At 72.1% G+C, this 3,784-nt stretch carries 5 protein-coding genes and 1 pseudogene; 2 read left to right on the top strand and 4 right to left on the bottom strand.

Going from position 1 to position 3,784, the window contains the following annotated elements:
• A pseudogene (locus H0X00_RS22500) lies at positions 1 to 210 on the bottom strand (hypothetical protein); the annotation flags it as partial.
• Positions 207 to 1,217 (bottom strand): GNAT family N-acetyltransferase, encoded by a 1,011-nt coding sequence (locus H0X00_RS22495; protein WP_293775006.1) that lies wholly within the window; start codon positions 1,215 to 1,217, stop codon positions 207 to 209. The gene H0X00_RS22495 and the pseudogene H0X00_RS22500, both read right to left, overlap by 4 nt.
• An 87-nt stretch (positions 1,218 to 1,304) precedes the next feature.
• On the opposite strand from H0X00_RS22495, the gene fdxA reads away from it, so the two are divergent.
• Complete coding sequence (fdxA, locus tag H0X00_RS22490) at positions 1,305 to 1,631, top strand: ferredoxin (RefSeq protein WP_367186736.1); 327 nt, start codon at positions 1,305 to 1,307, stop codon at positions 1,629 to 1,631.
• A gap of 113 nt (positions 1,632 to 1,744) precedes the next feature.
• Complete coding sequence (gene dapC, locus H0X00_RS22485; protein ID WP_293775004.1) at positions 1,745 to 2,974, top strand: succinyldiaminopimelate transaminase; 1,230 nt, start codon at positions 1,745 to 1,747, stop codon at positions 2,972 to 2,974.
• A 6-nt stretch (positions 2,975 to 2,980) separates the two neighbouring features.
• On the opposite strand, the gene H0X00_RS22480 is transcribed toward dapC, so the two are convergent.
• Positions 2,981 to 3,163 (bottom strand): hypothetical protein, encoded by a 183-nt coding sequence (locus H0X00_RS22480; RefSeq protein ID WP_293775003.1) that lies wholly within the window; start codon positions 3,161 to 3,163, stop codon positions 2,981 to 2,983.
• Positions 3,164 to 3,200: 37 nt separating this feature from the next.
• Positions 3,201 to 3,784: class F sortase (locus tag H0X00_RS22475; RefSeq protein WP_293775002.1), on the bottom strand; the 584-nt coding region annotated here is incomplete at its 5' end.

Here is a 3,784-nt window from a genome sequence, read left to right as displayed (position 1 = left end):
CGGCCAAGCTGGCCGCAGACCCAGGGCGGCCGGGCCGGCCGCGCCCGGCAGGCCGGCGCCGACGATCTCGGCCAGCGCGTCCAGCCGGCCGAGGGAGACGTCGAGGTCGAGATCGGGGTCGGACTCCAGCCCCATCAGCAGAGCGGCCCGGGCCAGCGACGAGTCCGGGACGGCCATCAGGGCGGCGAACTCCTCACGTGAGGCGCTCATGGCGACATCCGCCGGTAGTGGTACTTGTGATGCACCGTCAGACCGAGTTCGGTGTAGAGCCTTACCGCGCCGGTGTTCTCGGCGGACACCTGCAGATACACGTGCCGGGCCCCGGCAGCCGCGGCATGCCGGAGCAGCGCGAGCATGACGTGTCCGGCCAGACCCCGCCGACGGGCCGCCTCGGCGGTCTCCATCGCGAAGATGCCCAGCCAACCGGCATCGACCGCGCCCCGGCCGGTGGCCAGCGTCGCCCCGCCCTCGGTGACCTCCGCGAACACCGGCGCCGCGGCCTTGCGCAGCACGTCGACCGCCACCGGCGGCAGATCGCCGTCGCGGTAGCGGTAGACCCCGAGCCAACCGGGGGAGGGCTCGGCGCCGAGGGTCACCGGCGGCAGGCCGGTGGGCGCCGGGCCGGCCGCCTCAGCTCGTTGGAGGACGGTCGCGATGTCGCCGGACATCAGGTGGATGCCGCCCGGGCCGTACAGGCACTCCCAGCCGCGGGCCCCGAGCCGGACGTCCAGCTCGGCGGCGAGCGGCACCGGAACCTGAAACATCGGACTCAGGCCGCGCTCGGTGTACCAGGCGGTGACGGCGTCGATCGCGGCCTCGGGGTCCAGGCCGGGGTCACCCAGGGGCAGGGCCGAGTTCGCCCGACCGGTCCAGCCACCGGAGGCCCGCAGCAGCCAGCCGCCGAGGCGGGCGGTCTCCAGCCCCTGCCAACCCAGGGCGGCGACCTCTTCCAGGTCGAGGTCACCGATCAGGTCGTGCCGGCGGGCGATCACCCGCCGGGCCGGGACGACCTTCCCCGCGATCAGGTCGGTTTCGGGGATCCGGACGCCGGAGCCGTCCTTGCGACGTACCGTCAGGTGCCCGTCCGCCCATCCCGTGAGCTCACCGAGCACGTCGCCCAGGCCCCCCTCGGGGAGCTTCCGGCGCACCGAGACCCGCGATCCCACGTCGGCTGCCGAGATCGACAGCTCGTAACGGATGGCGAAACTCGGTGACAACGGTTAACTCCCGGTTTGGCAACCCCTGATTTGGACGCGCGGCCGATGTCGGGATACTAGGTGCGGACGCTCGAGGAGGACCCACCAGTGACCTACGTGATCGCGCAGCCTTGCGTCGACTTGAAGGACAAGGCCTGCATCGAGGAATGCCCCGTGGACTGCATCTACGAGGGCGGCCGGATGATGTATATCCACCCGGATGAGTGCGTGGACTGTGGTGCTTGTGAGCCGGTGTGCCCGGTTGAGGCCATCTACTACGAGGACGACACCCCGGACCAGTGGAAGGACTTCTACAAGGCCAACGTGGAGTTCTTCTCCGAGATCGGGTCGCCCGGTGGTGCCGCCAAGCTCGGCAACACCGAGCGTGACCACCCGATGGTCGCGGCCATGCCGCCCCAGGAGCACGCCGAGTAGCTTGGCGGCGTCAGCCGGGCGGCTCGCGGCGTTGTCGTCGTCGCCGGTAGTGCGTACACGGCTTCTCCTCCGCCTTGCGATCCATCCCGGCTGATCACCGCCAAGGGAAACTGATGAGCCTCGCGTCCCGCCTGCCGGATTTCCCGTGGGACCGGCTCCAGCCCGCCAAGGCCAAGGCGGCCGGTGCGCCAGGCGGCCTTGTCGACCTCTCGGTGGGCACCCCGGTGGATCCGGCTCCGGCCGTGATCCAGCGGGCGCTGGCGGCGGCTTCGGACGCCCCGGGGTATCCGCTCACCGCCGGCACCCCCGCGCTGCGCGAGGCTATCGCCGGCTTCCTCGCCGACCGCTTCGGCGTCGCCGGGCTCGCTCCGACCGCTGTGCTGCCGACGATCGGGTCCAAGGAACTGGTCGCGTGGTTGCCGACCCTGCTGGGCCTGGGCGCCGGCGACGTCGTCGCGCACCCTGAACTGGCCTACCCGACCTACGACGTCGGGGCCCGGCTGGCCGGGGCCACCCCGGTCACCGGGGACGACCCGGCGACGCTGTCCCAGACGCTGTCCCAGACGCTGTCCCAGACGCTGTCCCAGACGCTGTCCCAGACGCTGTCCCAGACGCTGTCCCAGACGCTGTCCCAGACGCTGTCCGCGTCGCTGTCCTCGTCGCTGTCCCAGCTCGATCCGGGCGCGGGCCGGGTTCGGCTGCTCTGGGTCAACTCACCGGCCAACCCGACGGGACGCGTGCTGAGCCCGGACCAGCTGCGCGCGCTGGTCGCGTGGGCGCGCGAGCACGGGGTCGTGCTGGCCTCCGACGAGTGCTACGCCGAGTTCGGCTGGGACACCGATCCGGTCTCGGTCCTGCACCCGGACATCTGCGGCGCCTCGCACCACGGGCTGCTCGCGATCCACTCGATGTCCAAGCGCTCGAACCTGGCCGGGTACCGGGGGGCCTTCGTGGCGGGCGATCCCACCCTGGTCGCCGGGCTGCTGGACGTGCGCAAGCACGCCGGGATGATCGTCCCCGCGCCGGTGCAGGCCGCGATGGTCGCCGGACTGGGGGATCTCGACCACGTCGCCGAGCAGCGTGAGCGCTACGCCGCCCGCAGGTCCGCGTTGCGGACGGCCCTGGAGGGCGCGGGCTTCACCATCACCCATTCGGAGGCCGGCCTGTACCTGTGGTCCTCGCGCGGCGAGGACTGCTGGGCCACCGTGGACTGGCTCGCCGACCGCGGAATCCTGGTCGCGCCGGGTGACTTCTACGGCACCTCGGGCGCGCGTCACGTGCGGGTGGCCCTGACTGCGACCGACGAGCGGGTCGCGGCCGCGGTGGAGCGGTTGCGCGCCTAGCCACTCCTACCCCAGCGCGATGATCACCAGGAACACGACCAGGGCGACCACGACGGCGGCGACCGCCACCACGATCGGGCCCTTGGACGCGGACTGGGGCTGGTAATTCTGCTCCCGCTCGGCGAACGCGCGGAACATCTCGGTGTCGCCGCCGGGGTCGGGCTCGTTCTCGGCTGCTCGTTCGGACATGGCACCGACGATAGTCCTCTCGGGCCCGTCGGAGGGCTCATCTCCACCAGGTGTAGGACGGCTTCTGCGCCGGGACGTCGGACCCGGTGAGCGAGGCGAACACGATCACACTGTCCTCGTAGCCGGCCCCACGGGAGAACTTCCCGCCGCAGGTGACCAGGCGCAGGCCCGGGTGCTCGGTCGAGCCGTAGACGCCGGCGGTGGGGAAGGCGTCGCGGGCGAACAGGGCGACCATGTCGACGGTGAAGGTGACTGCGCTGCCGTCCCGGCGGCTCACCTCGATCGTGTCCCCCTCGCGCACGGCTCCGAGATTGAAGAACACGCCCTTGTCGGCGGGGGAGTCCAGGTGGCCGACGATCACCGCGGGCCCGTTCTCCCCGGGGGAGGCCGCGTTGCGGTACCAACCCGCGGGGGCGTCCGCCGCGTCCGGCGGGACCTCCAGCGTCCGGTCCGGATTCAACCCCAGGTCCATCAGATCGGTGTCGATGCCGACCCGGGAGATCCGCAGGTGCGTCGGCTCGGAGTGGTCGAGCGGGCGGACCTCGCCCGGGGACTGCGGGGCGTAGGCCGCCGGCGCGACCAGCGGCCGGCCCGGCACGAGGTCGGGCGCGGGCACAGCAA

This window comes from Sporichthya sp. (assembly GCF_013815995.1).
Taxonomy (GTDB): Bacteria; Actinomycetota; Actinomycetes; order Sporichthyales; family Sporichthyaceae; genus Sporichthya.
This window is presented reverse-complemented; position numbering and strand designations above follow the sequence as displayed.